The following is a 25,317-nucleotide window of genomic DNA, read 5'->3' on the forward strand; positions in this document are numbered from 1 at the left end:
CACCATGCCGATCGACGACACCCTCGCTCGTTGGAGCGACATCAGCTTCGAGACCGCCTTCGTGGTCTATCTCCTCGCAGCAATCGCATTCCTCGGCCAGCTCGCGTCGACCCGTAGCGCGGAGCTGCACAATATGGAGCGACTGCGCACGCGGGTGATCGCAGTGACATCGACGACGCCCGGACGCATTCCCGACGCACCCCGGCGGGTTCCGTCCGAACGCATGGGCCGTACCGGACTCGGGCTGGTGATGGTGGCGCTGACGTTGCATGTCGGGTCGATCGTTCTTCGCGGGATCGCCGCCAGCAGGCCGCCGTGGGGCAACATGTACGAATTCGTCTCGGTCACCTGCGCGGCCGGTGTACTGGCTGCACTGGTGGTGCTGCGCTCCAAGCAACTGCGCACCCTGTGGTTGTTCGTCCTGGTGCCGACGTTGATCCTCCTGTTCGTCGCCGGCACCGTGCTGTACGCCGACGCAGCACCGGTGGTACCGGCACTGCAGTCGTACTGGCTGCCGGTGCACGTCTCGATCGTCTCGCTCGGCAGCGGGGTGTTCCTGATCTCCGGTGCAGCCAGCACATTGTTCCTGATCCGGATCCGATATCCCAACAACAACGCCGTCCCCGACAGCAGAGTGGGCCGGATCGTCGCTCGTCTCCCCTCGGCGCACTCGCTCGACGTGCTGGCGTACAAGACCACCATCTTCGCGTTTCCCCTGTTCGGAATCGGTGTCATCCTCGGCGCGATCTGGGCCGAGGCCGCGTGGGGTCGGTTCTGGGGCTGGGACCCGAAAGAGACGGTCTCATTCATCGCGTGGATCATCTACGCCGCGTACCTGCACGCCCGGGCCACCAGCGGGTGGCGTGACACCCGGGCCGCGTGGATCAACATCGCCGGATTCGTGGCCATGCTGTTCAACCTGTTCATCATCAACATGGTGGTCTCCGGACTGCATTCGTACGCGGGTTTGAACTGATGTCGCCTGCTAGCCGCCGCCCTGTGCTTCGGCGAGGTCATGCGGCACCGGTCGCGTCAATCCCGCGTCGACCCGGCCGGTGTTGCCGACCGGGTATCGACCGGACCAGGATCCAGGAGCCACGACCACGATCCGAATCAACTGACTGCCTCGTGTCCGTAGTGCATTCCGGAGAGGGAAGTCACAGTGCCCCGAGCTTCGTCACCGGCCAAGACTGGGGCATCGACCGCGTCACCGATCCCACGATGTTCGAGACATCGGCGCAGATCCGTACTGCAGCAAAGGCGTCGACTTCATGAGACTCGGCCGCCCTACGGGGGCTCGCACACGCGAACAGAGCAGTCTGCCCGCCACGGCAACGGCATCCATCCTTGCCGTTGTACTCCTGGTCTCCGGATGTTCCGCAGGCGCCGACGCCGTGCCCTCCGGAGGTAGCTTCGATTTCGTTGCACCCGGTGGTCAAACCGACATCGTCTACGATCCCCCCGAAACGCGCGGAACCATCGGTGAACTCGCCGGACCCGATCTGATGGAGGAAGGTAAGAACACCGCTCTGTCGGACTATGACGGCGAGGTGGTCGTGATCAATCTCTGGGGTCAGTGGTGCGGCCCCTGCCGCGGCGAAGCCGACGACCTCGAAGAGGTCTACGAAGCAACCCGCGAGCGCGGTGTGCAGTTCCTCGGTATCAATGTTCGAGATCCGCAGAAGGACAAAGCGCAGGACTTCGTTGTCGACAACAATGTCTCCTACGCCTCGATCTACGACCCCTCGATGCGGACGCTGATCGCCCTCGGCGGGAACTACCCGACCAGCGTGATTCCCTCGACGCTGGTACTCGATCGAGAGCACCGGGTGGCGGCAGTGTTCATGCGTGCCCTCCTCGCCGAAGACCTGCTCCCTGTCGTCGAACGGATAGCAGACGAATGACTGTTCTTCTTGCCCAAGGCGGCGTTGGCTCGACGTTCCAAAATCTGGCATCGAGCGGACCTCTGGTACTGGCGATCGCCGCATGTATGCTCGCCGGGCTGGTCTCGTTCGCGTCACCGTGCGTGGTGCCCCTGGTGCCGGGCTACCTGTCGTACCTGGCGGGCATCGCAGGTGCCGACGTGCCGTCGCTCGCCGCCGCCTCGACTGGTGAAGCACCGCCGAAGCTGGCAAGCCGCTGGCGCGTGGCAGGTGCAGCGGGGTTGTTCGTCGCCGGCTTCACCATCGTCTTCGTCCTCGCCACCGCCTCGATTTTCGGGGTCATCGGCACCCTGCGCATCAACGAACAGGTGCTTCAGCAGGTCGGCGGTGCCATCACGATCATCATGGGCTTGACGTTCATCGGGTTCATTCCCGCATTCCAACGCGACACTCGATTCGCGCCGCAAACCATCTCGTCTCTTGCTGGAGCGCCGCTGCTCGGTGGCGTGTTCGCGCTCGGCTGGACGCCGTGCCTTGGCCCCACGCTCGCCGGGGTGTTGTCCGTTGCCGCTGGCACTGAAGGCGCAACCGCAGCGCGCGGCGTCACTCTCATCGTCGCCTACTGTCTGGGACTCGGTCTACCGTTCGTGGTCCTCGCGTTCGGCTCGAGTTCGGCGATGCGCGGTGTCGGCTGGCTACGGCGGAACTCGCAGAGAATCAAAGTGGCAGGCGGAGTGATCATGATCGCCGTCGGTGTCGCCCTGCTGACGGGGGTGTGGGGTCTGTTCATTGCCTGGATACGCAATGAATTCGTCAGTTCGGTTGTATTACCCATCTGAGAAGGAAACCGAGCAGCCGCACGTGCAAGACCACGCCTCCCCAACTGCCAGTGCCGGTGGTATCGAACCCACTCTCTGTCGACGGCGCGCCCCCGCCGGGCCGCGATGACCCGATCCGAGAGCCGCCCCCTGTCCCTACCGCGGGTCTGCGTGTCCCAAGGACCCCGCAGGCGGGTGCATCAGCAGGGGAGGGCATGTTTCCGGGGCCGTGTTGATCGGTGTGGCAGCTAAAAGGGCCAGGTCCTTCGAAACCGAAGGGCGGGGCTCGGTATTAGCCGAGCCCCGCCCTACGGTTGATAGTTCCCAGAATTGAGAGTTACTGGGCGAGCAAACTTTCCATTGTGGAGATTTCGCTCTGCTGCGCATCGATGATTGTGGAGGCAAGCTCCTTGGCATCAGCATTGGAGCCGTCGGCCAACTCGATCTGAGCCATCTCGATTGCCCCCTTGTGGTGCTCGATCATCATGGTGAGCCACATGGAGTCGAACTCCGCTCCGTTAGCGGCCGACAACATGTCCATGTCTTCCTGGCTCATCATGCCGGTCATGCCACCGCTCCCCATGTCCATACCGCCCATGTCCATTCCGCCCATGTCCATTCCGCCCATGTCGGCGGACGCTGCGGGCTGTCCCCATGCGGTGAGCAGGGCATTCATCTGCTCCATCTCCGGTGCTTGAGCTGCTTCGATGGCCTGGGCCAGCTCGATGACCTGAGCATTCTCGGTTCGGCCGTCGACAAGTGAAGCCATCTCCACCGCTTGTGCATGGTGGGGGTACATCCCTTCGACGAACGTGACATCGGCATCGTTGAATTCGGCCGATGCTTCGGCGGAATTCTCGGAGGACGACGAGGCCGGTGTATCGCTGCTCGACATGCCGGGCATGTTCATTTCGCCGTCGTTACTGCTGCAGCCAGCGAGAACTGCGGCGGCGACAGCGGAAGCCGCCGTTATCGCGATCGTGAAACGGGTAGATCGATTCGAACGCATAACAAACTCCTGAAATTATGGTGGGGTGGTTCGGATCGACAGGCACACTGACCCGTCGACATCTGTGTCTCACACAACGGTGAGTCACCTGTCAGATCCGAAGCACAGACAATTCGGAGAGAGTGAAAATGGTCCAGGGCGGCGGGTGCCCGGTTCGACGACGAACTGCCGACAGCCGCGCAGCGTGGACGAGAGAACCGGCGAAGCCCACAACGATTGCCCGTAAGACGGCCAACGCCGCGACAGCACCGATGATAGCCAGACACAGATGCATGACCGAGCTGTGATCGCCACAGCCGTTCCCGCAGTGTGCTGCGGAACCACTCTCCGATGCTGTCGCAGATGATGCTCCCGAATGCTCGTCGACGGCAGGTGGAGCGCTCACCGTCGAGGTCATCGAGTGTTCGCCGATACTCGTCGCCGTTGCGAACGACATCGGCGCAGAATGCATGAGAAGGACTCCGAACAGCACTATCGAAGCGCAAACAGCACCTAGGAGCCACTTCTGGTTCATAGGTTCCGTGGCTGAAGTCCTCACCGGTTCGATCTTACCGGTCTGCCACACGGGCATCCGGTCTCCTCGCAGTCGCGGCGTCCGGACCGTGGACATCGAATCAGGTGGCGATGGGCCGGTTGATTGCGGTCACTTCATCCCAGGGAACGGGCGCGACTTTGACGACGTCGCCGCCGGTGGGGGCGTTGACGTATTTCCCGTCGCCGATGTAGATCCCGATGTGTCCGATCGGTGAGTAGAGAGAGATGAAGTCACCCGGTTGCACTGATTCGCGGGAGACAGGTGTGCCCGCTCGTGCTTGGTCTGCGGCCACGCGTGGAACGGTCAGTCCCAGTTGTTTGTAGGCGAAGTAGATCAGTCCGGAGCAATCGAAGGACCCCGGCCCGGTAGCTCCCCAGGAATAGGGTTTGCCGAGTTGGTCGAGGGCGATGCGCATCGCCTCCGCTGATGTTCCACTCGCAGCCGAGACGGCGGCGGGTAGCTCGGAAGGATTCGTGGTGCCGGGGCTGACGATGGCAGCTCGATCCGCATCGGTGAGGGCGGCGAATTGGTCGGTGATTTTGGCGATCTGATCGGCCAGGTCGGTCTGGCGTTGCTCGAGGTCGCGTTGTGTACGTGCGGCGTCCGCCTCGGCTACCGCAGCGGACGCCTGTGCTTGCCGGGCTTGTTCGAGCTGGTCTCGCGCTTCGTCGTCGATCTGTGTCGAGTCGGCGAGTGCAGCGGCTCGATCGGCGAGGATCCGGTCCAACAACACCATCTGATCGAGTAGTTGCTGTGGGCTGTCCGCGACCAGAACGGCCCCGAGAGGGGATTGCGGTACACCTTTGTACGCGGCGTCGACAGCTGTGGCCAGTGCTCGACGGTTGGCAGATGCGGCCACTTCGGCTTCCCGAGCCGCCGCCGAGGTCTCGTGGGCGAATTGAACTGCGGTACTCAGTTCGCCGCGGCGACGATCGAGGGTGTCCTGCGCGGCGTACATGCTCTCGGTGAGAGTGAAGGCGGTCGCATTGAGTTCAGCGAGTTGTCGTACGGCTTCGGATGCGTTCACCGGGGGTGCAGCAGGGTCCGCCGAAGCTGGAGCATTTACCGAAAATGCCGCGGCAACAACGATGATCGAGGCGATCAGGGTAGCGCGGACACGCCGCGTCGGGCCTGAAAAAGAATGCACAGAAGAAATCCTCTGGGGTCGGTGTGGGTTCCCTGCGTCACCAGCGAAGGAAACGGAGCGCGGCGAGAGCCGCATGGGACTGTGTCCGGCCTCGCCGGTCACCATTGTCGGGTATCGGCAGTCGTAGACGGTTCCTCACGGTCGGCTGAGGCTCGCGTCGACGCTCGACGCCTGTGCCGTATGGGCGGCGAGTCGGCGTCGATTGACGCCGACTCACCGCACCTGCAAACTACTATCATTCATAGTAGATGGTGGGGTGGTATCCGCTGACCGGGAGAGGGATGACGACTGTGACGATGCGTGACTGGCCGGCGCGGCGTTGGGTGGCCGCGTTACTGGGCGCGACGGTGGCCGCGCTGGTCGTGGCGATCCCCACCGGGATCATCCACACTGCGTTCTACGTTCGAATGACCCCGGTGTTGTGGTGGAACTATCCGGTGTGGATTGCCACCGCAGTTCTCAGTGGCCTCATTCTTGCGACATACGTGAGCACTGGGCTGGCGTCGTCGGTTTCTTCCCGTGTAGGGGTCAGTGCGAATGCGTTGTCGTTGTTGGCAGTCGGATGTCCGATATGCAACAAACTGGTAGTGGTGGCGGTCGGGGTGAGCGGTGCTCTGGATCTATGGGCACCCGTGCAGCCCGTAATCGGAGTGATGTCGGTGGGGGTGATGGTGTGGGCTCTTCGACTGCGAATCCGCGGGGAACGCGCGTGCCCTACTTCTCGCGTAGGTCAGGAGTTCGGCAACTCCGCTGGCTTTGGCGGTGCAGGCGCAGCAAAATTGTAGGATTTCTCGCCACGTCCTATCCGCGGTCCGGCAGCAACAGACGACGAAGGCGACCGCTTCTCGATGCGCCATCTGCGGTGTTGGGCTGTGCCTGCGACACCGGCAGGCGGGCGTCGGCCAGCAATCCTGCCACCCCGGCGGCCACGCAGGCCGACGTCACCACTATCAATGCCGGATTCGTTCGCCCGGTCAAAGCGTCCCCGAACAGCACCGCGGCGATCGTACCGGGCAGAATCCCCACGACAGTGGCCGTCGTGTAGGGCAGCAGGCGCACCGCGGAGAGTCCGGAGCAGTAGTTGACCAGGGCGAACGGTGCCGGGGCAATGAGCCGCAAGGACCCGACGGCCAGCCACCCCCGCCGAGCCAACCGGGCATCGATGGACTTGACCGCAGGATTCGTCAGCCGCTCCTGCACCGCGGTGCGCCCGAGCGCGCGCACCAGCAGCAACGCCAGCACAGCGCTGACAGTTGTGGCGGCGATCGTGACGGCGACCCCGGTGGCGGGACCGAACAACAGTCCGGCGCTGAGGGTGAACACCGTGCGCGGTACCGGGGCAATCGTCAACACCGCCTGGGTCAGAAAGAACACCACCATGAACGACGGGCCCATCGACTCCGCCCACTCGCGCACCACAATGATCGACGGGCGGGGTACGAGGGCGGCAGCCACTGCCAGTATTGCCAGCGCTGCCACGGTGGCGAGGACTCGGCGATCGCGCAGAATCGCCGATACGGTTTCGGTCATGACGGTCTCTGCCTGCGCCGCCTCGCCGAGGTTTCCGACAAGCACGCGGGAGTGGACGGCGAGGAATGGCTTCGCACTGCCGGTGCTCAGGAGCGGACGAGCCGTGAGATCGCGTCGGTGGCCTCTTTGATCTTCGCGTCGGCTTGGGGACCGCCGGCGATGGCGGCGTCGACCACGCAGTGGCTGATGTGAGCTTCGAGCAGGCCCATGGCCACCGCCTGCAAGGCTTTGGTCATCGCCGAGACCTGGGTGAGGATGTCGATGCAGTACTTGTCTTCCTCGACCATGCGCTGCAGTCCTCGGGCCTGGCCTTCGATGCGCTTGAGGCGTTTGAGGTAGGCGTCCTTTTCGGTGATGTAGCCGTGCGCGGCGTGATCATGGCCGTCGGTCTCGGCGGGTGCCTGCGCGGCCGCGGGAGTGGCCATGGTGTCCTCCTGGAATCCGAGTGTCATGCCGAGCATCCTCGATTATGCCCGCCCGGGGTATGGCGCGAGAGGGTCGGTCCGTCGAGTCGTCGCTGGGCCGCCGCCGCAGCGCACATCACCGCGCAGCGGGCCACCGCTCGGGTCGCCGGGTGCCGGGTGATCTGCACCAAGGTCGTTGTCACGAAGGACATGGCCCTCTCCTTTCGTAGGCTGCATCGGGGTTGTAGCGGTGGGGTGGGGTGGCGCGCCTGCATGCCACGCCCACCCCAGCCTTTTGGGTGCTTGTTCTACCCGCGCGGTTATCCGGTGAGGGACTTGAACCGGCGCAACCGCAAGCTGTTGCTGACCACGAACACCGACGAGAACGCCATCGCTGCACCGGCCAGCATCGGATTGAGCAGCCCGGCCGCAGCCAAGGGGAGGGCGGCCACGTTGTAGGCGAACGCCCAGAACAAGTTGCCCTTGATGGTGCCCAACGTTCGGCGGGACAGGCGGATAGCATCCGCTGCTGCGCGCAGATCACCGCGCACCAACGTCAGATCGCTGGCTTCGATCGCAACGTCGGTACCGGTGCCCATCGCCAGACCGAGGTCGGCCTGCGCCAACGCGGCGGCGTCGTTCACGCCGTCGCCGACCATCGCCACTACCTTGCCCTGCTCCTGCAGCCTTTTGACGACGTCCACCTTGTCTGCGGGCAGCACCTCCGCGATCACTTCGTGGATGCCGACCTGGTCGGCGATGGCACGCGCGGCGGCTGCGTTGTCGCCGGTGAGCATGATCGGCGTCAAACCCAGGCCCCGCAGCTGCTCGATCGCCTCGGCGGAGGTGGGTTTGACCGCGTCGGCGACGACCAGTACTCCGCGAGCCCGACCGTCCCAACCGACTGCGACGGCGGTCTTGCCCTCGGATTCGGCTGCACGCATCGCACTTTCGAGTTCGTCCGGCAGCTGCTGCGCCCGGTCGGCGAGGAGGCGGGCCCGTCCGACGATCATTGCGTGGTCGTCGACTATGCCCTGCACCCCGAGGCCTTCGATATTTATAAACTGCTCCACCGGTGGCAGGGCTCCGACCTTCTCGCGGGCACCTTTGGCGATGGCCTGGGCGATGGGGTGCTCGGACGAATCTTCGAGTGCACCGGCCAGGCGCAGCACCTGCGCGGTGTCCTCGCCGTCGGCGGTGATCACGTCGAGCAGAGTCATCTTGCCGGTGGTGACGGTGCCGGTCTTGTCGAGTACCACGGTGTCGACACGGCGGGTCGATTCGAGCACTTCGGGACCCTTGATCAGGATGCCGAGCTGAGCGCCGCGGCCGGTGCCGACCATCAGCGCGGTCGGGGTGGCCAGGCCGAGGGCACACGGGCAGGCGATGATCAGGACGGCGACGGCTGCGGTGAACGCGGCCGCGATCCCACCGCCGGTGCCGATCCAGAAGCCGAGTGTCGCCGCGGCAAGGGCGATCACGATCGGGACGAAGACTCCGGAGATCTTGTCGGCCAGACGCTGAGCTTGGGCTTTACCGGTCTGAGCGTCTTCGACGAGTTTCGCCATCTGTGCGAGCTGGGTGTCCGAGCCGATGCGGGTCGCCCGGACCACGATTCGGCCACCGACATTGACCGTCGCGCCGACGACCAGATCATCGGGTCCTACCTCGACGGGCACGGATTCGCCGGTCAACATCGAATTGTCGACCGCGGAAGAGCCGTCGGCGACCACGCCGTCGGTGGCGATCTTCTCCCCGGGGCGGACGACGAACTCGTCACCGACGATGAGTTGATCGGTGGGGATGCGCTGTTCGACACCCTCGCGCAGGACGGAGACTTCCTTGGCACCGAGCTCGAGCAGGGCACGCAGGGCGGCACCGGCGCGTCGCTTGGAGCGTGCTTCGAAGTAGCGGCCGGCGAGGATGAAGGTGGTGACTCCGGCTGCGGCCTCGAGGTAGATGTTGCCGGCCCCGTCGGAGCGGGAGATGGTCAGCTCGAACGGGTGTGTCATGCCGGCCGTTCCGGCGGTGCCCCAGAACAGGGCATACAACGACCACCCCAGTGCTGCGATGGTGCCCATCGAGATCAGGGTGTCCATCGTTGAGGTGGCGTGCCGCAGATTGGTGAAGGCGGCCTTGTGGAACGGCCATGCCCCCCACACCACCACGGGTGCGGCGAGGGTCAGGGAAAGCCACTGCCAGTTGGTGAACTGCAGTACCGGAACCATGGCCATCGCGATCACCGGCACGCTGAGCACCAGCGATATGAGCAGGCGTTGGCGCAGCGAGGCGGTGGGGTCGATCTCGGCTGGCCCGGCCGCGTCGGGGTCGGTGGAGGAGGCGGCGGGCGCGGGGACCGTGGCGGTGTAGCCGGCCTGCTCGACGGTGCCCACGAGATCCTCGGTCGAGACATCACCGACGTAGTCGACGCGTGCTTTTTCGGTGGCGTAGTTCACCGTCGCGGTGACACCGTCGAGCTTGTTGAGCTTTTTCTCGATCCGGTTCGCGCAGGAGGCGCAGGTCATACCACTGATGTCGAGTTCGACCCGGCCGTCGGCGGTGGGGTGGTGCGTGACGGGATTCATCGTCGCTCCTCTCGGGGTGTGGTGGTGTGTCAGTGTCCGTGCCCGGCGGGCATCGGCTCCGAGGCGGCGGGCACCGCGGCGTATCTGCTGTCGGTGACCATCAATCCTCCAGGTCTCTGATTGGCGACGGGCCCGCCCGCAGTGGACACCGCGGCGGCGTCGTGAGTCGAGGTGTCGTGTGTGTCGGGTGGTGCGGCACCTTCGGGGCCGAAGGCGTCCCCGGCTCCGAAGGCGAGCCCGAAGACCGCGGCTAGGGCGATGGTGAATCCGACGAACTTCGATGATGCGTTCATCGTGCGAATCTCCTGTCCGGGTCTGGTGTCGATCAGGAGGCGAGCTGGTAGCCGGCCTCGTCGACTGCGTGGGCGATGGCCGTCTGCTCGATCGGGGTGTCCGAGTCGATATCGACTCGGCCGCTCGCGAGGTCGACATTCACGGCGGTCACACCGGGGATGCCGCTGATCTCCTCTCGGACCGAGGAGACGCAGTGCCCGCAGGTCATTCCGGTGACGGTGACGGTGGTGTTCATCGATGCCCTTCTTTCTTCGATTCGGAATGTGATCGAGGTCGTCGCGACCCACTTACAGATTTACCATACCCCCCTACGGTATGCAACGAGATGTGCCGCACCGGTGCTACGGCATGACCCTGGGCACTGACCGGAACACCGCCCTCGGATGCGGGAGCGGCACCCAGAATCGAACGTCGCACCAGAGCCTGCATCGGCGGGCGTCCTCGACTCCGGCTACTACGAACGCGGATTACGCGCGCGCAGAGATGCCCACAATCTTCTCGATGATGTCGCTTCCGTCCTTGCCGACGTCGAATCTCGTGCGGACAGAGTGTTCTTTGGGTGATGATCATCGTCATCGCCATACTGGCCACGATCATGCTCTTCGTATACGAGCGTTCGGCCATCACACCGGTAGTCGGTACGCAGGCAATCCATTCGGCGTTCTGTCGTGGCTGCGCTCGGCGTCGCTGCACTGACCGTACTGGCGTTCGACCTCGGGATGGGTGGCTGGATGCTGCTGCTGTACTACACCGAGACCATGCCACCGGCCACCGACGCTGCGTTCTGGATGCTCATGCAAATCGGTATCGTCCTCGGGGTGGTCACGGGTTACCCCGTCGTCCGTCGCCTCCAACGTCACCGCAACACCCCCGCCTGAGGCGTGGGTGGCCCGCATTCGTGTGAATGCGGGCCACCGGTCGGTGGATAGTCGTGAACGGTGCCGCGTCACACCCTCTGTTCGGCAACCATCGTCGAGGTCTCGGGTGTGGGCAATGCAGGCCACTTCTCGGCGTGCACTGCCGCTAGCCGGTGGCCGGTACCTCGCCGCTTTCGGTCACCGTGGTCTCGGTGGGGGGTGGGGTGAGCCGGTCGGATCGATCGAGCGCATAGAGAGCGGCCACAGATGCCGCCCCGACCAGGGTCAGTATCGCCCAGATCAGTGCACCCAGATGCGCGTCGCTGAGAAGCCCGAAGACGGCTCCTGTACCCAGGTTGCCGAGCAGGATGCCGACCCCGACGATGGTGTTGTAGAACCCGTAATGGGTGGCCACCAGCTTCCCGCCCGACAGGGTCACCACCGTGTCCATCTCGAACGGAAACACCGCGGCGGTGCCGACCGCCAACAGTGCAGCGGTGAACACCAGGGCACCGGCGGCGGCCCACCCGCCCAGCGCGGCCGGGCTCGGCAGCACGATCAGCGGGAGGAACGCCAGCGCCATGATTGCCATACCGACCACCACGCTTCGCCCCGAACCCCACCTGCGGGACAACCAGGACGTGATCCGGAACTGCCCGGCGATCGCGACCACGCCGGAGACCACGAACAACGAGGTCACCAGAGCGGTGTCGGACCTGCCGTTACCGACTACCACCGCAGCCTGCAGCGGCAGCGCAAGATAGATCTGGAACGAAAGCACGTAGGATCCGATCATCGCCAGCGCGAACAGCACGAAGGGTCGGTTGGCCATCACCACCCGCCAGTCCTCGAGTACCGATGTCGTGGCCCCGGTCGTCTCGGCCCGGTGCGCGGGGAGCGTCCAAATCTGCACGATCGTCAGAACAGCAAAAATCGCGGCCGCTGCCAGTGAGGTGACTCGGAAGTCGAGGGTGGTCAGAGCGAGACCGATCAACGGGCCCAGCAGAATCCCGGCCTGATAGAACACGTTGAACACCGCGAACGCCTCGACCCGCCGTGGCCCTGCGTCGGCGGCCAGATACGCCCGCACGGCCGGGTTGAACAGCGCACCGGCGAACCCGGTCGCGGCCGAGGCGAGCAGGATCGCCGGCAGCGATTCCACGGCCGCGAGCAGTACGAAACCGGCAACTCGCAGCAGGCAGCCGGCGACGATCAGGGGTTTGTATCCGAGGCGGTCGGCGAGGGTGCCGCCGAGCAGGAACATCCCTTGCTGGGAGAAGTTCCGCATCCCCAGCACCAGCCCGACCGCCCACGCCGCCAGGCCCAGGGAACCGGCCAGATACCCGGCCAGGTACGGCATCAGCATGTAGAAACCGACGTTGATGGAGAACTGGTTGACCATCAACACCTGGCTGGGCCGGTCGAAGCTACGGAACTTGGTCAGAAAAGTTTTCATCGAACGCTCTCGGTGGGATCGACGACGGTGGGATCGACGACGGTGGCGCACCGCGTCCACGACGTCACAGTCTCATCGGTGGGGTGGGCGATGGTCGTCGGCTCGGTCGGCGGGTCAACGTCGAGCAGGCCGTGCTCGGTGCAGTAGTCGTCGTTGTAGATGGTGTCGAAGTAGCGCTGCGGTCCGTCGGGGAAGACGGCCGCGACCCGGGTCTCCGGCGGGCTGGTGCGAGCGATCCAGCCGGCCGCGAGGGCGACGGCCCCGACGCTCCAGCCGCCGCTGGCGTGGTGCGTCGCCGCCAGGGTGCGGCACGACCACACCGCTTCGTGCGGGGCCACCCAGTGCACCTCGTCGAAGGCGGGATAGTCGATGTTGTCGGGATAGATGCTCGAACCCAACCCGCGCATGAGCCGAGTGCTGGCGGGTTGCCCGAAGATCGTCGATCCGATGGTGTCGACACCGACCAGTTTCAGGTCGGGGCAGAACTGCCGGAGCACCCGGGCCACCCCGGCGGAGTGCCCTCCGGTGCCCACCGAGCAAACCAAGGTGTCGACGCGTCCGAGCTGGGCGATGAGTTCGTGAGCGAGCGACTCGTACGCCTCGACATTGTCCGGGTTGGTGTACTGATCCGGGCACCACGACCCTGGATGTGTATCGAGGAGCTCACGGACCTTCTCACGCCGGGCCTGCTGCCAGCCGCCGTCGGGGTGCGGTGTGGTGACCAGTTCGACGCGGGCACCGTACGCGGCGAGCATCCGGTGCACGATCGGTTCCAGTCCCGGGTCGGTGACGAGGGTGACGGGGTGGTGATGGGTGATCCCGGCCAGGGCCAAACCCAGGCCGAGGGTGCCGCTGGTGGATTCGATGATCATCGAACCGGGAGCGAGGTCGCCGCGGGCCTTTGCTTTCTCGACCATGTGCAGCGCGGGGCGGTCTTTCATCCCGCCGGGATTGCTGCCTTCGAGTTTCGCCCAGAAACCGCGGCCGGAGTCCGCGAACGGTTCACCGATCCACAGAACAGGAGTGTTGCCGACCATCGTGCTCGGTTCCGGGCAGTTCTTGGCGGTCGCCAACATGTGGCCGGCGGAGGACGGTGGCACGAGTGTGGAGCGAACAGCACTGTTCATGAGTAATCCCTGTATGTGACCTGCGAGGGCGCAGTAAGTGAGTGATGGGCAGCACGAACTGGGCCATGAGAAGAGGAGTCCTCGGATGGCCCGCGGGCTGCTGATCAGCACCTGTTGATACAGAGTTCGTTCAAGACGGTTCGGCCGTGCCGGATCGGAATGGGTAGATCCGGTGGGGCTCGCGAAATGCGCGGGGCAGACATCGCCACCAACACCACATCGAAGGCCATCGCGGCGACCGCGGCGATGGTCGATGGGCGGGGCGGGTTGTCGGATCGGGGCATTGCGATGACGGTGTTCGTATCGTGCGCCATGTGGGGCGATCCGACGTCGATGTGCGCGTGGTTCGGGGAGAGTTCCGCGGCGGCCTGAGACGAGGACGAAACGATGTGTACGCCGTCGCTGTGATGGTCCTGTTCCCAGGCGATGCCGCATTGAGCGATGGTGTGAGCCAACAAATACAGGACAGCGGCGACTGCGATAACCGTCCGCAGGCGCGGCGGGCCCAGCACAGAGATTCTCACAACGCCTCGACGGTAGCAGCCGGAAACTGGGTTGGCCCAAACCCATTCAGGGTGCCCCTGATGTGCCGCCGCCGAATCGGGCGGTCACACCGCCCGCCCGCAGGCACCACATGTTTCTGGTCACGTCGAACACGGCCAGGACGATCGGGGCGGTGATCATGATGGCCGCCAGAGCAGATGCACCCGCATATGTCGGCGTGCTGCGGCGCGGTAGAAGCCAGTCTCCATCCCGGGGTCCAGCACGCATCTTGTGCGAGCCGAGGGTGGTCCGTGCACCGGTCGATGCCCGGCCACGAAGGGCACCGCGAAGAAGAAAGGGCACAGCGAAGGTGCGCGGTCGATATCCCGGGGTATGCATCGACGTCGCAGAGGCGCGGTGTCGGCGGGGGAGCCGGTCCGGGCTCACCGCTGTTACTACTATCGTGCATAGTAGCAACCGAGGGTGGTCAGGTGGCGCTATGCCGTACATGAGAAAAGAGCCATGCAGGCATGCTCGATATCGAGTCCAGCGCAACAACAATGAACCGTCACCGACGAACCCGACGTCGTGCGTTCACCGCGATAGCAGGCAGGTCATCGTCCGCGGTATCTGCTGGTGTGCTGTTGTACGCGGGCTTTCCACCTCGGTCGCTGTGGTTCCTCGCGCCGCTGGGTATCGGGGTTCTTGTTCTCGTCATCCGCGGCCGTTCTATCCGGGCGGCATTCTTCTATGGGTATCTGTCGGGGCTTGCGTTCTTTCTGCCCCTTCTGCCCTGGGTGGGCGTCTACGTCGGCGCCCCGCCGTGGCTGGCGCTCGCGGCGATCCAAGCGATAGCAGTGGCACTGTTCTGCGCTGCAGCGGCCGCAGTGTCCGGGTTGCGCTTCGAAGCGCTGTGGATCGCCGCGATCTGGACCGCCACCGAAGGTCTGCGCGCACGGATTCCGTTCGGGGGATTTCCGTGGGGGAGATTAGCTTTCGCCCAAGCAGACGGCCCTCTGCTCTCGCTTGCCGCGTTCGCCGGTGCGCCCGGTGTATCTTTCGCAGTCGCAGTGATCGGCGCGGCACTGGCAAGTGTGGTCCGCCAGGTACGCTCGCCGACGTCGCGATTCGCAGTCGGATCGGTGGCCACTGTAGTGATCGTGCCAGCTCTGGCTTTCGCGCTCACTCCCGCTGGCGACGCAGGCGCAGCGCGTGCGACGGTCGCCGTTGTGCAAGGCAACGTTCCGCGGTTGGGTCTGGACTTCAACTCGCAACGTCGAGCAGTTCTCGACAATCACATCGAGCGAACAAGGCAACTCGGGGACGACATCACCGTCGGCAGTGTGCCCGCTCCCGACCTGGTGATCTGGCCGGAGAATGCATCCGATATCGATCCGCTGCGCAATGCCGACGCCACTGCCGGGATCGACGCTGCAGCGCGGTCGGTCGGGGTGCCGATTCTGGTCGGTGCGGTCCTTGGCAACGACGACGGCACCTCGACGAATACCTCGATCGTGTGGGATCCGGTACTCGGACCGGGGGAGCGACACGACAAACGCAAACTTGTTCCTTTCGGAGAGTATCTCCCGATGCGATCTGTGATGACGGCGTTGTCCTCGTACGCCTCGCAGGCCGGTAACTTCGTTCCCGGGTCGGGCGACGGTGTCGTCGATATCGCCGGAATTCCGACGGCCGTCGCCACGTGTTACGAGGTCGCGTTCGATGACCTGGTCACTGAGTCCGTGCGTGCGGGGGCGCAGCTGATCACGGTCCCCACCAACAATGCGACGTTCGGGCGCACCGACATGACCTACCAGCAGTTGGCGATGTCGCGGCTGCGGGCGGTCGAGCACAACAGGACTGTTCTCGTTGCGGCGACCAGTGGGGTCAGTGCCGTCATCGACCCACAGGGGAAGGTCGCAGATCGTTCGGGCTTGTTCACTGCGCAGACGTTGGTCGCTGATGTTGCCCTGGAAACGAGATCGACGTGGGCGACAAAGCTGGGACCGCTTCCGGAGTACGCCGCGGTCGTTCTTGCTGTCGTGGGGTGTGCTCTCGCATGGAGAAGGCAGCGTTCGCCGGCCGATGGTCTCCGACCGTCGACGTCCGGTGCTACCGCGCTGTGAGGCACGAAACCACTGCGGGGGACATCGAACTACTAACCATGATAGTAATTACCCCACTCGTCGTGTATCTTTTCGTTATCGCGTCGTGATCCGTTCGATACATCAGTGAGGTGCGCACGTCGATGATTACGCCTCGCTCCATTCGATTTCCGAGGACTCTGCTGTGGCACAACACCGTATGACCCGCATGACCGACCGACGTCGACAGTTGATGGACTGTGACGTGCAGGGAGTGGCGGTGACGCCGAGAGGGCGGCATCGCGCTCGGGCGCGCGCCACCGAGCGCCGCGGCAGTGTCGCTGTCGGTATTGCGGTGGCAGCGGGCGCTCTGGTCACGGCGGGTGCCCAATATGCGAGTCCCGCACAGGCGCAGGCAGTCCCCGTGCACGAAGCGACACCGATGCAGGACCCGGTGGCCGAATACTTGCCTCAGATCCTCGCCATACCGGAGATCTCCAATATCAACGATGCGATCGAGCAGTTGGCGAAGGGGCAACGAAGGGCAGAGGAGAGCGCTGCGCGTGATGCAGCGGCGCTGCGACCACTCGTCGTTCGTCCGGTCGCCGGGACCCTGACCTCGGATTTCGGTCCACGATGGGGGACTACGCACACCGGGCTCGACATCGCCAACGCTATCGGAACTCCCGTCTACGCGGCAGCCGACGCTACCGTGCTCGACTCCGGTCCTGCAGACGGATTCGGCCTCTGGGTACGTCTTCAACATGACGATGGAACGACAACGGTCTACGGGCACATCGATCAAACCTTGGTGACAGTGGGGCAACGAGTACAAGCCGGTGAGCAGATCGCCACCGTCGGCAATCGTGGCCAATCGACCGGGCCTCACCTGCATTTCGAGGTCGTCGACGCGGCGGGGAGCAAGGTCGATCCTCAGGAGTGGCTCGCCTCTCGGGGTGTCGCGCTGTCCGACGCGGCTGTTCGGTCGTAGGCCCCCGTTTCACCTCTCGGGCTCGCAGTAGGTACGGCGAACTTACCGGAATGCGGGCGATCGTACTGCGCTCCCGCTGAACATGTCGAGGCACCGAGGGTTCAGGTCTGATGGTGAAAACGAGACCGCAGAGACGCATCCGAAGTCAGTGCAACAGTGCGGAATTCGTTCCCATCGGCGGGCCGTGCGGTCGAGGCTCGGCTACGAGTCACGATCCGAACCGGTGATGGTGGCTCCGCGTTCCGCGAGCCAGGGTCTGGGGTCGACCTTGTTGCCGGCGGGTGTGTCGACCTCGAAGTGCAGATGTGGACCGGTGGAGATACCCCGGTTTCCTACCGTCGCAATTTCTTCACCAGCAGTGACGCGTTGACCTACGGTCACGAGGTTGTCGTTGTTGTGCCCGTAGGTCGTTACGGTGCCGTCATCGTGGCGTATACGCACCCAGAGTCCGAAGCCCTGGGCCGGTCCCGCGCTGATCACCTCGCCGTCCGCAACGGCGACGATCGGTGTACCGGTGGAGTTGGCGATGTCGATTCCTTGATGGGCGCGGCCGTCGCCGAAGGTCGAGGTCAACGTTCCTGTTGTCGGCGCACGATACTTTCCGTTGCTCGACCCTGTTGTGCCGGTAGGGGATTGCGGGGCGGCCGACGAATGATCGCCCGCCTCGGGTGTCGTGGTTTCGGGTGTCGTTGTTTCAGATGACGTGCCGGGTGCCGACGTTTCAGGCACAGTGGCGTCGGGTTCGAGCGCGGGCAGTTCGGGCGTCGCCGAGTCGGCCGACTCGGCGGCCGACTCGGGGTCCTGAGTGTCCTGGGTGCCTTGGGCGGTCGGTTGTTCGGTCGAGGGCTCGGCGTTCGACCTGCCGGGTGGGACCGCCGCATGTGCGCGCGACGAGGTGTGCGGGGTGGCCGGATCGTGGGGAGTCTCGGCGGCCGCGAGTGTGGATGCAAGTGTGGCGACGTCCATCGACGACACCAGTCGGGGGAGAACTGTGGGGTCGATGTCGTCGATCGGCGCGAGACAGGGGATCAGTCGCGAAAGGGCTCCCGTTGGTCCGTCAGCTGTATCGGTTGGCTCCGATCGTGCCCACGAGGCAGGAGACGATGCGGCTCTGTGGGCCGGCCAGGTCGTCGAGAGCACCGTTGGCGCGAATCTCGCGTAGTGCGCCGACGACGAGATCGAGGACCTCCTGTTGGACGTGCGGGTCCGATTGGGCCTGCGCGGGGAAGGCAGGCGGCGGCGCAGCCGGATCGGCGTCCGGGGCTGCAGACGCCGTGGGTGCCAGCGCGAGGATGCCTCCCACGAACGCGGTACCGACGAGGATGCGAGTACCCCACCGAGTTCGGTGCGCCATGTACGAGGACGAGGGTAGAGGTCTCATGTCGGTGGTCCTCCTGGACGGCAACTGCATACCTGGCAGTAATTCAGGTCGCCTTCGAGTCAAGGCGACACGCCGCATCACTATTACACTCTTTCCGCACAAGCACCATCAGTCACAGTGAATTACATCGGTAACATTCGCACCCTGCGACCCATTTCGATCGTCGGGTTGTTTCTCGGGAGCCGGGGTTCATGTACGTAATATCTTCTGCGCCAGAAGGACTCGGCGTCGCTGGACGGCCTTCATCGTGCGCCTCGATGGGGGCGGTCGTCTTCGGCGAACGGCCGGAGAGCTGTGTGCTGGCACTGTGAGGCCCGAGGGTGAAGGGGGCCGCGAAAGCGTTGACGGCGTGCAGGATCCACGTTGCTACTATCGAAGATAGTAGATCGTGTAGTATGACGCTGACAGACCGGAAGACATCGTCGAGGTGAACGAGACAGAGGTGCAGGGTGCAGCGGGTGACGACACGCTGGTCCCTACTTGCGATCATCGTCATCGTGACAGTTGTTGGAGCGCTGGCATTGTGGTCTCGAGATCCCTCGACCCAGTCGGTGGGGTCCGCAGGATCGGCACCTCACGTCGAGGACGAGGATCTCCCGTCGGCAGTGATCGCTACCCGTGCTGCCCTCGAGCCGTGCCCGACCTCGTCGCCGGTTCCGTCCCCCGTAACTGGCGAGCTCGTCGGTACGTCCGCACGATGCTTGGGAACGTCGGACTTATCCGATCTGGGGACCTCCCTGGCTGGGCAACCCACATTGCTCAATGTCTGGGCGTCGTGGTGCGGTCCGTGTAGACAGGAGATTCCGGTTCTGGCCCAGTACGCCGCAGAACCGGATGCGGTTCGGGTCGTCGGTCTCAACGTCCAAGACGATGCCGATGCGGCATTGAGCCTGCTCACCGAGCTGGGAGTGCACTATCCCTCGTTCGATCAGGCCGACGCGGCGTTGCAGACACTTGACGCGCCCCCTGTCCTGCCCCTGAGTTTCTTGGTCCAGAGCGATGGAACGATCGAGCGCATCACCTCGACGCCGGTGTTCTACGACCCGAGTCAGGTGCGGGAGGCGGTAACAGCGCTTGTGCGCTGATCTCAGCACGAGCACGAGCACGAGCACCAGCACCAGCAACGCGGCGAGGATCGAACGCCCGCCGGCGGACGGACTTCTACAGAATTGGGAGATGTGTATGACCGGGCAGCGGGCAGGTGCGTTCTCGCTCACGCGCCGCAACTTTCTCGCGCTGAGCGCGGCCGGAACGAGTGCCGTCGTGTTGGGGGCATGCGGCAATGGCTCGTCCGCAACAGCAGTCGTCGGACCGGACTCCGATGTGGTGGGACAGGCCGAGGACGCGCGCCGCTCGGCTACCGGCAGACAAGTCGATATTTCCTTGAGTGCTCAGCCCAGCACGATCGACCTCGGCGGAGTGCAGGTACAGACCTGGACTTTCGGCGACAGACTCCCCGGTGCCGAGATTCGCCTGAGCCGAGGTGATGTGTTGCGCGCACAGCTCGACAACCGCCTCGAGCAGGAGACGACGATCCATTGGCACGGAATCGCCTTGCGCAACGACATGGACGGAGTGCCGGGCCTGACTCAGCCGGCTGTGGCTTCCGGTGACTCGTTCGGCTACGACTTCACCGTGCCCGACGCGGGCACGTACTTCTTTCACCCTCACGTCGGTACCCAACTCGACAGAGGACTGTATGCACCGCTGATCGTCGAGGACCCCGCCGACGGCTCGGACTACGACCTCGAAGCCGTCCTGGTCCTCGACGACTGGCTCGACGGGGTAGCCGGCGACCCCGATCGAGAACTCGAACGGCTGCGCAGCGAGGGCATGTCGATGGGCGGCATGTCGATGAGCGCGCCCACCGCCCAGTCGCCTCTCGGTGGCGACACCGGCGACGTGAGCTACCCGTACTACCTGATCAACGGCAAGATCGGGGCCGATCCCATCGTGCTCGGCGGACGGCCGGGCCAGCGGCTGCGCCTGCGCATCATCAACGCAGCTGCCGACACGGCCTTCCGTTTCGCAGTGGGGGGGCATCCTCTCACTGTTACTCACAGCGACGGATTTCCGGTTCAGCCCGAGCAGGCGCAATGCTTGTTGATAGGGATGGGAGAGCGTTACGACGCAATCATCACCTTGCAGGACGGGGCGTTTCCGATTGTCGCCGCCGCGGAAGGTAAGGACGGGAGCGGGTTCGCTGTGTTGCGTACCGGGCCAGGCGCCGCGCCGCAGTCCTCAGTCCGGCCTGCCGAACTCTCTGCAGCCCCGGTGATGGCTGATCGACTGAGGTCGCTCGATACGGTCCGCTTGTCCGCACGCGAGCCGGATCGCACGTACGACATCGCTCTCGGGATGGAGATGGGCGGGTACACCTGGACGCTCAACGGTGAGACGTACGAGCAGCACACCCCCCTCGACGTTCGCGAAGGCGAAAGAGTACGACTTCGCTTCGTCAACGCCACCACGATGTTTCATCCCATGCATCTGCACGGACACACCTTCGAGGTTGTCAACGGTGCCGGATCAGGCCCCCGGAAGGACACCTCGCTGGTCTTGCCGAACCAAACTGTCGAAGTCGACTTCGACACCGACAATCCCGGCCAGTGGCTTCTGCACTGCCACAACCTCTATCACGGGGAAGCGGGAATGATGACATCGGTGTCCTACCTGGCGTGAGCCTACGGCCGCATTCGTATTCGAGGCATGCAAACCTCTCGGACCAGGGTGCTCGCTACCGAAGGATCACGTAGCTGGCTCGTTCGACGGGATAGAGTGAACACGCGCCTAGGAGGCACTCATGCAGGGTTTGGGAGAGCTCGAAGCTCTGGTGATGGACGTGGTGTGGAATACCAGCGCCGCAGTCCGGGTTCGTGATGTCATCGATCAACTCGAGGACGGTCGAGAACCGGCGTACACCACGATTCAGACGGTGCTCGACAATTTGCACCGTAAAGGCTGGGTACACCGACAACGCAACGGACGGGCATATTGGTACGAAGCCACCCGAAGCAGGGAAGAAGCCGCCTCCGACGCCTTGCGAATACTTCTCGAATCGACCGGCGACCCGACGAGCGTGCTGCTGCACTTCGCCCGCGGCGCTTCCGATGACGAATCGAAGGTGCTCACCCGCGGTCTGAAAGAGCGTAAGAGGTGACTGCCGTACTCCTGTGGGCCCTCGGTGGGCTGTTGGTTGCGGCTGCCGCGCCATTGCTGATGAGGTCGATGATCGACAGAGGTATCGATGCGCACGTCACGCTCTTGACGTGGTCGGCGCTCGTTGTGGGCACCTTGGTCAGCATTGCGGTACCGGTCGTGCTCAGTGCGATCCCCAGTCATGGGGGCGTGACGACCCTGGTCGACATCGCACACCAATGCTGGCTCGCCCTTCAGGGCGACATACCTGCCCGCGTCGAGGCCATCGTCGGGGTTGTCGGGATTGCGATGTTGGGCTGCGGCGCAGTCCGCTGGATCGTCCACCTGAGGCGCGCAGTGTGTGAGCGACGGCGAGTGTACGAGCGGCACATCGATCTGCTGCGCATCATCGCTGGAGGCGTCGGGTTTTCCGGTTCGAATCAACCCGCGTCGACCTTGTGGCTTCCGTTGGACAGTCCTCTCGCGTACAGCGTCGCGGGACGACCGGCGATGGTCGTGGCCAGCGAGGGGCTGCGTACGCAGTTGACGCCTGCTGAAGTCGAGGCGGTCCTCGCACACGAACGTGCACACATCGATGGCCGGCATCATCTGCTCGTAGGCATTGCCGAGTCGGTGGCCTATGCGTTTCCGTGGCTGCCGATCATGCGGCAGTCCCCTGCACTCGTGCGAGCTCTCGTCGAACTCGACGCGGACGCTCGGGCAGCACGCTCGCACGGGCGAGACCCGGTGCGGCGCGCTCTGACTTCTCTTCGCCCGCACCCTGTTCCCCTGCCCGCCCTCGGTATGGTGTCGGACGCGACCGCTGTACGGCTCGAGCGTCTCGCGGTCGAGCGAACGACCCCACGTGCTTCCTTCCGGTGGGCGCGTGCGTTCGCCGCGTGCACCGCCGTCGCCCTGCCTGCGTTACCAGTAGTGGCCCTGCTGGCGGCCATGACGTTGGCGTCCTGCGCGGTGGGATGAGACGAACTGCGGCACTGGCGATCACGTTCGCTTGCCCGCCGTACTCGCCCTCTGCTATCCGGTGCGGGTAGCGATCATCATGAAACCGATGAGTGCGAGGATCATCGCCATCGGATAGCCGACCGCGAGATCCTGCCATCCGGTGCTCGGAAGAAATCGAAGCTGCCCGAGATGGGTGATGACGTGGGTCGACCCGATCACTACACCCGCTGTCAGTACCACCCAGCCCCGACCTTGACGGCGGCGTTCACGCTTGTACGCCTCGGTGTAGAGCGCCCGCGATCTCCGCCGCCCGCCGTCTCGTTGCTCGCCTGTCATCGCACCGTGCGCGTCCACACGCTACTGCTCGTGTGCACGTTGGCTGGCGGAGCCAAAGCACCGCCGAGAAGGGCTTCCCGCGAGCGGCAGCATCCCTGCGCCGGTAGCGCTGAGCGGGACAGCATGCGCGAGAGGTTCTGATTCGGCGGCACAGGGCGGGGGCTCGTTCGACTTCGTTGCGCCCGGTGGCAAACCGATATCGTCTACTTCCCGGCAGCAGCGGGAACCATCGGCGAATTGTCCGGTCCCGACCTGGTGAACCCCGAACAAGACGATCTCGGCATCCGATTTCGTTGGACACGTTCTGGTGATCAACCTCTGGGGTCGGCGCTGCGGAAGGTGATTGATCATTCTTCGATGGTTCGTCCGGTGTGTCGCCACGCGAGCATGCCGCCTTGTAGTTCGATGACATCGGTGTAGCCGAGAGCGGCCAGGTCTTTCGCCGCGGTGGCGCTCATTGTCCCGGTACGGCAGTAGATCGCCAGCGGTGTGGTCCGGTCGGGCGGCAACGTCGCGGCCTGTTGTTGGATCTGGTCGAAGGGAAGACTTGAGTCGGTTCCAGGGAGCTGGCCCTCGTTGGGGGTATGGACGTTGATCGTGACTCGGCTGGGGTCGGCGATCGCGGCGGCGAAGTCAGCGGGATTGAGCAGTTCTGCCCGCGTAGCGACGGGCATTGACGCACTGGGCTCAGTTGCCTCGCTGCCGGTACATCCAGCGAGTGCAAGGACGAGGACAGCCAGTGCCGATGCCGGACTCCTCCGGCGCGTCGACCGGGCCACCGAATGCGGTGCTATCGCTTCGAGATGATCATCGAAAGGCGCCCGTATCAGGGCACGTTCAGTAATCACGAGAGCACCTGCGACCCTGCAACTACGCCGGCGAGGATCGCGACGCAGATGATGGAGACAGCGAGTCGGCCTCGGCGAGTGTGCGCGTCCACCCGGAACAGAAACAGGCCTTGCCGGATCAAGGTGTATGCGGCGATACTGCCGAGGAAGACCAGCCCTGCGACGGGAAGGTCGACCGAAAGTACAACGGCGAGCGTCACGCCTGCGATCAGCAGGGCTGCGGCGGCCTCGTAGAGCTGAACGGGGATCCTCCTCGTCGCCAGGGTGCGATCGGAGGAGACCAGGCCCCATCGAGATCCGGTCGGGCGTCCCGAACAGCAGCCCGCCAAGAAACATCCGGGGCGACCGATCGCCATGCCGAGAAACAATCCCGGGGTGGTTGCATCCAGGACTGCGCCGACGTCCATACCCCCGAGTGCTCCGCCGATGACCAAGGTGCCGAGCGACACGAGGAGAAAGCCCTGTATGCACGCTCCAGCGCGGATGAAGGTAGCAACGGGTCGACGGTGCAAGACCAAGTACCACACCTTGGCTCCGATATATCCCAGAACGCAGCTCAGAGCTGACATTGCAACAGCGGCAGCAACATTGGTGTCCGTACGCGAGAGGAGGAGTCCCTGAAGTATCAGTGCAACCACCGCGCCCGCCGCTACCAACGCCGGCCAACTCCACACCCGCACAGCGGGTCCGTACGTCAGTAGCGCAGTGCGAGCGGTGAGCACGGAGTTCTGCTGCCGTTCGGCACTGTCTGCGCCCCCGTCGATACGTCGCGCGCTCACCTCCCACTCTCCGCTGGCAATGCCCTGAATGCGGGTGGTGGCGGCGAACCGGCCCTCGACAGCTGGACGTGATTTCAGAACCAGTGTTCGATCGAAACTGTCCTTGTCGGTCGGCGGGTGGCCCTCGGCCTTCACCCGCGATCCGGTGAAGCGAATCGCCACGTCCTGGTGGGGCTCGGAATCGGCATCGCCGACACCCCAGTAGGTCACCGCGAGCCCCAGTGGCTCGACCTGCGAAAGCTCATCGGCACAACTGTTGGCTGGTGAGCGCTTGGGTGCATATCTCCGCGGTGCGGGCGCAGCATCCTCGGATATGCTTTCACGTGGGCGTTCCGGTGGCGCTGCGGAATCGATCGCCGGTCCTACTGTCGGGGCCGTCGGTCGCGCTGCGGCGGTGGAGGGCGACACGAATCGGTGGGAGACAGTGGGGTGCACAGTGCTGGTCTGGGGCGATAGGCCCCTGCTCCGAAGGTGGTCGGCGACGGCAACGCTGACCGCAGAGGGTGGGGTCACCGTGAAGAGGGGATGCCCGGACCGAGGCTCGGCCGACGTGCTATCGGAGCGAGAATTCGACGCAAACCGCTCGGATCGTTCGACCGCGCTTCGGCGCTTCGGCGCTTTCGATCGTGACTTGTTGGACTTGTTTCCCACAGGTGACCTCCATTATCG

At 64.5% G+C, this 25,317-nt stretch carries 31 protein-coding genes; 12 read left to right on the forward strand and 19 right to left on the reverse strand.

Translation table 11 applies throughout. From position 1 onward, the window contains the following. Positions 1 to 4: 4 nt before the first annotated feature. The gene (gene ccsB / locus ACIGGF_RS04125) at positions 5 to 976 is read left to right on the forward strand and encodes a c-type cytochrome biogenesis protein CcsB (protein ID WP_397520143.1); all 972 of its coding nucleotides are present in this window, start codon (positions 5 to 7) and stop codon (positions 974 to 976) included. Between the two features lie 9 nt (positions 977 to 985). Here the strand turns inward: ccsB and ACIGGF_RS04130 are convergent, their stop codons facing one another. Further along, on the reverse strand, positions 986 to 1,117 hold the full coding sequence (locus tag ACIGGF_RS04130; protein WP_080733457.1) for a DUF3703 domain-containing protein: 132 nt from the start codon (positions 1,115 to 1,117) through the stop codon (positions 986 to 988). A gap of 11 nt (positions 1,118 to 1,128) precedes the next feature. Here ACIGGF_RS04130 and ACIGGF_RS04135 point away from each other — a divergent pair, with 11 nt between their 5' ends. The 3 genes from ACIGGF_RS04135 to ACIGGF_RS04145 are packed head-to-tail and all read left to right on the forward strand — an operon-like array spanning position 1,129 to position 2,722. Beyond that, complete coding sequence (locus tag ACIGGF_RS04135) at positions 1,129 to 1,275, forward strand: hypothetical protein (RefSeq protein WP_155288776.1); 147 nt, start codon at positions 1,129 to 1,131, stop codon at positions 1,273 to 1,275. Next, the gene (locus ACIGGF_RS04140) at positions 1,272 to 1,904 is read left to right on the forward strand and encodes a TlpA disulfide reductase family protein (protein ID WP_080736598.1); all 633 of its coding nucleotides are present in this window, start codon (positions 1,272 to 1,274) and stop codon (positions 1,902 to 1,904) included. The genes ACIGGF_RS04135 and ACIGGF_RS04140 overlap by 4 nt, the downstream gene beginning before the upstream one ends. Next, a complete protein-coding gene (locus ACIGGF_RS04145) occupies positions 1,901 to 2,722 on the forward strand; it encodes a cytochrome c biogenesis CcdA family protein (protein ID WP_032375700.1) in 822 nt (273 codons plus the stop codon). Before ACIGGF_RS04140 ends, ACIGGF_RS04145 begins: the two co-directional genes overlap by 4 nt. Positions 2,723 to 3,038: 316 nt before the next feature. Here the strand turns inward: ACIGGF_RS04145 and ACIGGF_RS04150 are convergent, their stop codons facing one another. From ACIGGF_RS04150 to ACIGGF_RS04160, 3 genes are all read right to left on the reverse strand, one after another. Further along, entirely contained in the window at positions 3,039 to 3,611 is a 573-nt protein-coding gene (locus ACIGGF_RS04150) for a DUF305 domain-containing protein (RefSeq protein ID WP_306303528.1), read from the reverse strand. A gap of 190 nt (positions 3,612 to 3,801) precedes the next feature. Beyond that, positions 3,802 to 4,320, reverse strand: coding sequence for a DUF6153 family protein (locus ACIGGF_RS04155; RefSeq protein WP_353852273.1), 519 nt, complete (start codon positions 4,318 to 4,320; stop codon positions 3,802 to 3,804). Positions 4,321 to 4,324: 4 nt separating this feature from the next. After that, complete coding sequence (locus ACIGGF_RS04160) at positions 4,325 to 5,272, reverse strand: NlpC/P60 family protein (protein ID WP_032375702.1); 948 nt, start codon at positions 5,270 to 5,272, stop codon at positions 4,325 to 4,327. Between the two features lie 401 nt (positions 5,273 to 5,673). Between ACIGGF_RS04160 and ACIGGF_RS04165 the strand changes: the two genes are divergently transcribed. Further along, complete coding sequence (locus ACIGGF_RS04165) at positions 5,674 to 6,177, forward strand: hypothetical protein (RefSeq protein ID WP_176457804.1); 504 nt, start codon at positions 5,674 to 5,676, stop codon at positions 6,175 to 6,177. Positions 6,178 to 6,193: 16 nt separating this feature from the next. Here the strand turns inward: ACIGGF_RS04165 and ACIGGF_RS04170 are convergent, their stop codons facing one another. The 6 genes from ACIGGF_RS04170 to ACIGGF_RS04195 all read right to left on the reverse strand — a co-directional run bounded on the left by ACIGGF_RS04170 (position 6,194) and on the right by ACIGGF_RS04195 (position 10,440). Continuing rightward, the gene (locus tag ACIGGF_RS04170; protein ID WP_317810557.1) at positions 6,194 to 6,922 is read right to left on the reverse strand and encodes a TVP38/TMEM64 family protein; all 729 of its coding nucleotides are present in this window, start codon (positions 6,920 to 6,922) and stop codon (positions 6,194 to 6,196) included. 86 nt (positions 6,923 to 7,008) lie between these two features. Continuing rightward, positions 7,009 to 7,347, reverse strand: coding sequence for a metal-sensitive transcriptional regulator (locus ACIGGF_RS04175; RefSeq protein WP_032375786.1), 339 nt, complete (start codon positions 7,345 to 7,347; stop codon positions 7,009 to 7,011). Positions 7,348 to 7,370: 23 nt separating this feature from the next. Next, positions 7,371 to 7,538, reverse strand: coding sequence for a hypothetical protein (locus ACIGGF_RS04180; RefSeq protein WP_155288777.1), 168 nt, complete (start codon positions 7,536 to 7,538; stop codon positions 7,371 to 7,373). A 108-nt stretch (positions 7,539 to 7,646) separates the two neighbouring features. Then, positions 7,647 to 9,911: a cation-translocating P-type ATPase gene (locus ACIGGF_RS04185; protein WP_032375703.1), complete on the reverse strand. Its 2,265-nt coding sequence runs from the start codon at positions 9,909 to 9,911 to the stop codon at positions 7,647 to 7,649. A gap of 29 nt (positions 9,912 to 9,940) precedes the next feature. Next, the gene (locus ACIGGF_RS04190) at positions 9,941 to 10,204 is read right to left on the reverse strand and encodes a hypothetical protein (protein ID WP_032375704.1); all 264 of its coding nucleotides are present in this window, start codon (positions 10,202 to 10,204) and stop codon (positions 9,941 to 9,943) included. Positions 10,205 to 10,236: 32 nt separating this feature from the next. Next, positions 10,237 to 10,440, reverse strand: a complete 204-nt coding sequence (locus ACIGGF_RS04195) for a heavy-metal-associated domain-containing protein (RefSeq protein ID WP_032375705.1) — start codon at positions 10,438 to 10,440, stop codon at positions 10,237 to 10,239. 418 nt (positions 10,441 to 10,858) lie between these two features. Here ACIGGF_RS04195 and ACIGGF_RS04200 point away from each other — a divergent pair, with 418 nt between their 5' ends. Beyond that, a complete protein-coding gene (locus ACIGGF_RS04200) occupies positions 10,859 to 11,083 on the forward strand; it encodes a DUF4396 domain-containing protein (protein WP_094648397.1) in 225 nt (74 codons plus the stop codon). Between the two features lie 145 nt (positions 11,084 to 11,228). On the opposite strand, the gene ACIGGF_RS04205 is transcribed toward ACIGGF_RS04200, so the two are convergent. The 4 genes from ACIGGF_RS04205 to ACIGGF_RS04220 all read right to left on the reverse strand — a co-directional run bounded on the left by ACIGGF_RS04205 (position 11,229) and on the right by ACIGGF_RS04220 (position 14,416). Then, positions 11,229 to 12,518 (reverse strand): MFS transporter, encoded by a 1,290-nt coding sequence (locus ACIGGF_RS04205; RefSeq protein ID WP_032375707.1) that lies wholly within the window; start codon positions 12,516 to 12,518, stop codon positions 11,229 to 11,231. Then, positions 12,515 to 13,645 (reverse strand): PLP-dependent cysteine synthase family protein, encoded by a 1,131-nt coding sequence (locus ACIGGF_RS04210; RefSeq protein WP_094642698.1) that lies wholly within the window; start codon positions 13,643 to 13,645, stop codon positions 12,515 to 12,517. Before ACIGGF_RS04210 ends, ACIGGF_RS04205 begins: the two co-directional genes overlap by 4 nt. Positions 13,646 to 13,749: 104 nt before the next feature. After that, positions 13,750 to 14,169: a hypothetical protein gene (locus ACIGGF_RS04215; protein ID WP_255182256.1), complete on the reverse strand. Its 420-nt coding sequence runs from the start codon at positions 14,167 to 14,169 to the stop codon at positions 13,750 to 13,752. Between the two features lie 46 nt (positions 14,170 to 14,215). Continuing rightward, positions 14,216 to 14,416 (reverse strand): hypothetical protein, encoded by a 201-nt coding sequence (locus ACIGGF_RS04220; protein WP_141215005.1) that lies wholly within the window; start codon positions 14,414 to 14,416, stop codon positions 14,216 to 14,218. Positions 14,417 to 14,658: 242 nt separating this feature from the next. Between ACIGGF_RS04220 and lnt the strand changes: the two genes are divergently transcribed. Both lnt and ACIGGF_RS04230 read left to right on the forward strand, forming a co-directional pair. Then, complete coding sequence (lnt, locus tag ACIGGF_RS04225; RefSeq protein WP_373454000.1) at positions 14,659 to 16,254, forward strand: apolipoprotein N-acyltransferase; 1,596 nt, start codon at positions 14,659 to 14,661, stop codon at positions 16,252 to 16,254. A 187-nt stretch (positions 16,255 to 16,441) separates the two neighbouring features. Continuing rightward, the gene (locus ACIGGF_RS04230; protein ID WP_176457818.1) at positions 16,442 to 17,203 is read left to right on the forward strand and encodes a M23 family metallopeptidase; all 762 of its coding nucleotides are present in this window, start codon (positions 16,442 to 16,444) and stop codon (positions 17,201 to 17,203) included. Positions 17,204 to 17,404: 201 nt separating this feature from the next. Here ACIGGF_RS04230 and ACIGGF_RS04235 read toward each other — a convergent pair whose 3' ends face one another. After that, positions 17,405 to 18,169: a M23 family metallopeptidase gene (locus ACIGGF_RS04235; RefSeq protein ID WP_094648452.1), complete on the reverse strand. Its 765-nt coding sequence runs from the start codon at positions 18,167 to 18,169 to the stop codon at positions 17,405 to 17,407. 91 nt (positions 18,170 to 18,260) lie between these two features. After that, the gene (locus ACIGGF_RS04240; RefSeq protein ID WP_149408140.1) at positions 18,261 to 18,584 is read right to left on the reverse strand and encodes a hypothetical protein; all 324 of its coding nucleotides are present in this window, start codon (positions 18,582 to 18,584) and stop codon (positions 18,261 to 18,263) included. A 458-nt stretch (positions 18,585 to 19,042) separates the two neighbouring features. Between ACIGGF_RS04240 and ACIGGF_RS04245 the strand changes: the two genes are divergently transcribed. From ACIGGF_RS04245 to ACIGGF_RS04260, 4 genes are all read left to right on the forward strand, one after another. Further along, a complete protein-coding gene (locus tag ACIGGF_RS04245) occupies positions 19,043 to 19,669 on the forward strand; it encodes a TlpA disulfide reductase family protein (RefSeq protein WP_032375710.1) in 627 nt (208 codons plus the stop codon). 97 nt (positions 19,670 to 19,766) lie between these two features. After that, positions 19,767 to 21,266 (forward strand): multicopper oxidase family protein, encoded by a 1,500-nt coding sequence (locus ACIGGF_RS04250; RefSeq protein ID WP_094662170.1) that lies wholly within the window; start codon positions 19,767 to 19,769, stop codon positions 21,264 to 21,266. A 121-nt stretch (positions 21,267 to 21,387) separates the two neighbouring features. After that, on the forward strand, positions 21,388 to 21,744 hold the full coding sequence (locus tag ACIGGF_RS04255) for a BlaI/MecI/CopY family transcriptional regulator (RefSeq protein WP_094610783.1): 357 nt from the start codon (positions 21,388 to 21,390) through the stop codon (positions 21,742 to 21,744). Then, the gene (locus tag ACIGGF_RS04260; protein WP_243597147.1) at positions 21,741 to 22,703 is read left to right on the forward strand and encodes a M56 family metallopeptidase; all 963 of its coding nucleotides are present in this window, start codon (positions 21,741 to 21,743) and stop codon (positions 22,701 to 22,703) included. Before ACIGGF_RS04255 ends, ACIGGF_RS04260 begins: the two co-directional genes overlap by 4 nt. A 54-nt stretch (positions 22,704 to 22,757) precedes the next feature. Here the strand turns inward: ACIGGF_RS04260 and ACIGGF_RS04265 are convergent, their stop codons facing one another. The 3 genes from ACIGGF_RS04265 to ACIGGF_RS04275 all read right to left on the reverse strand — a co-directional run bounded on the left by ACIGGF_RS04265 (position 22,758) and on the right by ACIGGF_RS04275 (position 24,858). Continuing rightward, entirely contained in the window at positions 22,758 to 23,021 is a 264-nt protein-coding gene (locus tag ACIGGF_RS04265) for a hypothetical protein (RefSeq protein ID WP_314145659.1), read from the reverse strand. A gap of 347 nt (positions 23,022 to 23,368) precedes the next feature. Continuing rightward, the gene (locus ACIGGF_RS04270) at positions 23,369 to 23,695 is read right to left on the reverse strand and encodes a rhodanese-like domain-containing protein (RefSeq protein WP_314145658.1); all 327 of its coding nucleotides are present in this window, start codon (positions 23,693 to 23,695) and stop codon (positions 23,369 to 23,371) included. Positions 23,696 to 23,865: 170 nt separating this feature from the next. After that, entirely contained in the window at positions 23,866 to 24,858 is a 993-nt protein-coding gene (locus tag ACIGGF_RS04275; RefSeq protein ID WP_314145657.1) for a prolipoprotein diacylglyceryl transferase family protein, read from the reverse strand. Between the last annotated feature and the right edge of the window lie 459 nt (positions 24,859 to 25,317).

The organism is Rhodococcus sp. NPDC078407 (assembly GCF_044542515.1).
In the GTDB taxonomy this organism is placed as follows: domain Bacteria; phylum Actinomycetota; class Actinomycetes; order Mycobacteriales; family Mycobacteriaceae; genus Rhodococcoides.

Excerpts from the sequence above, each read along its gene's own strand:
- ccsB (WP_397520143.1), top strand. The coding sequence starts at position 5 with ATGCCGATCGACGACACCCTCGCTCGTTGGAGCGACATCAGCTTCGAG.
- ACIGGF_RS04140 (WP_080736598.1), top strand. The coding sequence starts at position 1,272 with ATGAGACTCGGCCGCCCTACGGGGGCTCGCACACGCGAACAGAGCAGT.
- ACIGGF_RS04145 (WP_032375700.1), top strand. The coding sequence starts at position 1,901 with ATGACTGTTCTTCTTGCCCAAGGCGGCGTTGGCTCGACGTTCCAAAAT.
- ACIGGF_RS04150 (WP_306303528.1), bottom strand. The coding sequence starts at position 3,611 with ATGAACATGCCCGGCATGTCGAGCAGCGATACACCGGCCTCGTCGTCC.
- ACIGGF_RS04155 (WP_353852273.1), bottom strand. The coding sequence starts at position 4,320 with ATGTCCACGGTCCGGACGCCGCGACTGCGAGGAGACCGGATGCCCGTG.
- ACIGGF_RS04165 (WP_176457804.1), top strand. The coding sequence starts at position 5,674 with ATGACGACTGTGACGATGCGTGACTGGCCGGCGCGGCGTTGGGTGGCC.
- ACIGGF_RS04170 (WP_317810557.1), bottom strand. The coding sequence starts at position 6,922 with ATGACCGAAACCGTATCGGCGATTCTGCGCGATCGCCGAGTCCTCGCC.
- ACIGGF_RS04175 (WP_032375786.1), bottom strand. The coding sequence starts at position 7,347 with ATGGCCACTCCCGCGGCCGCGCAGGCACCCGCCGAGACCGACGGCCAT.
- ACIGGF_RS04180 (WP_155288777.1), bottom strand. The coding sequence starts at position 7,538 with ATGTCCTTCGTGACAACGACCTTGGTGCAGATCACCCGGCACCCGGCG.
- ACIGGF_RS04185 (WP_032375703.1), bottom strand. The coding sequence starts at position 9,911 with ATGAATCCCGTCACGCACCACCCCACCGCCGACGGCCGGGTCGAACTC.
- ACIGGF_RS04190 (WP_032375704.1), bottom strand. The coding sequence starts at position 10,204 with ATGAACGCATCATCGAAGTTCGTCGGATTCACCATCGCCCTAGCCGCG.
- ACIGGF_RS04195 (WP_032375705.1), bottom strand. The coding sequence starts at position 10,440 with ATGAACACCACCGTCACCGTCACCGGAATGACCTGCGGGCACTGCGTC.
- ACIGGF_RS04205 (WP_032375707.1), bottom strand. The coding sequence starts at position 12,518 with ATGAAAACTTTTCTGACCAAGTTCCGTAGCTTCGACCGGCCCAGCCAG.
- ACIGGF_RS04210 (WP_094642698.1), bottom strand. The coding sequence starts at position 13,645 with ATGAACAGTGCTGTTCGCTCCACACTCGTGCCACCGTCCTCCGCCGGC.
- ACIGGF_RS04220 (WP_141215005.1), bottom strand. The coding sequence starts at position 14,416 with ATGCGTGCTGGACCCCGGGATGGAGACTGGCTTCTACCGCGCCGCAGC.
- lnt (WP_373454000.1), top strand. The coding sequence starts at position 14,659 with ATGCTCGATATCGAGTCCAGCGCAACAACAATGAACCGTCACCGACGA.
- ACIGGF_RS04230 (WP_176457818.1), top strand. The coding sequence starts at position 16,442 with ATGACCGACCGACGTCGACAGTTGATGGACTGTGACGTGCAGGGAGTG.
- ACIGGF_RS04235 (WP_094648452.1), bottom strand. The coding sequence starts at position 18,169 with ATGGACGTCGCCACACTTGCATCCACACTCGCGGCCGCCGAGACTCCC.
- ACIGGF_RS04240 (WP_149408140.1), bottom strand. The coding sequence starts at position 18,584 with ATGAGACCTCTACCCTCGTCCTCGTACATGGCGCACCGAACTCGGTGG.
- ACIGGF_RS04250 (WP_094662170.1), top strand. The coding sequence starts at position 19,767 with ATGACCGGGCAGCGGGCAGGTGCGTTCTCGCTCACGCGCCGCAACTTT.
- ACIGGF_RS04255 (WP_094610783.1), top strand. The coding sequence starts at position 21,388 with ATGCAGGGTTTGGGAGAGCTCGAAGCTCTGGTGATGGACGTGGTGTGG.
- ACIGGF_RS04265 (WP_314145659.1), bottom strand. The coding sequence starts at position 23,021 with ATGACAGGCGAGCAACGAGACGGCGGGCGGCGGAGATCGCGGGCGCTC.
- ACIGGF_RS04270 (WP_314145658.1), bottom strand. The coding sequence starts at position 23,695 with ATGCCCGTCGCTACGCGGGCAGAACTGCTCAATCCCGCTGACTTCGCC.